Origin of the sequence: Providencia sp. Je.9.19 (assembly GCF_051129765.1) — a bacterium.
Taxonomy (GTDB): domain Bacteria; phylum Pseudomonadota; class Gammaproteobacteria; order Enterobacterales; family Enterobacteriaceae; genus Providencia.
On the sequence record NZ_JBCPSS010000076.1, the window covers coordinates 1 to 245 of the forward strand.

The 245-nt window shown below is 38.4% G+C and carries 1 rRNA gene; it reads left to right on the forward strand.

The features are described 5' to 3' along the window. Window positions 1–150 precede the first annotated feature (150 nt). A 16S ribosomal RNA gene (locus AAZR93_RS21760) occupies window positions 151–245 on the forward strand; the annotation flags it as partial.

Here is a 245-nt window from a genome sequence, read left to right on the forward strand (position 1 = left end):
CAATTTATCAGACAATCTGTGTGGGCACTCACAAGACACTATCAAAAAAGTATTATTTGAAGTTAAAGTCTTGAAGAGTGACTAACACGTTAATTGATATTTATATCAACTAACAACAAACAGTTTAATTCTTTGAGCATCAAACACTTTTAATTGAAGAGTTTGATCATGGCTCAGATTGAACGCTGGCGGCAGGCCTAACACATGCAAGTCGAGCGGTAACAGGGGAAGCTTGCTTCTCGCTG